1 protein-coding gene is annotated in these 533 nt (G+C 43.5%); it reads left to right on the top strand.

From position 1 onward, the window contains the following. Positions 1 to 110: 110 nt before the first annotated feature. Positions 111 to 533, top strand: a 423-nt coding sequence (locus ACRCJ0_RS19135) for a hypothetical protein (RefSeq protein ID WP_431391797.1), incomplete at its 3' end; no start/stop codon positions are given.

Below are 533 nucleotides of genomic sequence, written 5' to 3' on the forward strand. Positions count from 1 at the left end.
GGTCGTGATACCAACGTTCAAGAACCAACAAGCTTAACAGGTATTATGGACGACCCGTTCGTCTTGTAATCTGCAACAGTTACTTGCTAGATATTTTTTAGGAGGAAATTATGATGAAAAAAGGACTTTACCCCGTAGTCGGCATGGGTATATTTGCCACATTAGTAGCCAGCTTACTTGGCACAACAACCATTTCAATGGGACTAGTTATGGGTTTGATGGTATTCGCCCTAATGGTTGCGAGTACCTTGCAAGCTATCTTGACCAAAGAATATGACGCTCAGGTACAAGCAGCATCGACAACTATTATCGGTTTAGCGATGGCCATTCTTGGTCACGTCGCCCTATCATTCACAGGTTTAGGTAACTTGTTAGCTGGATCAGCCGTAGCCATCACCGGTTTCGTTGCTGTAATTGGTGTTGTGACTTATGCAGTAGCCACACTTGTTGGTCAAACTGCTTCTGACAATATGACAGCTAAAAGCAAATCTACCTTCAGCAAATGGACAAAAGGCTTACTTGCAGTGAGCACA

Source organism: Aerococcus sp. L_32 (assembly GCF_050689315.1).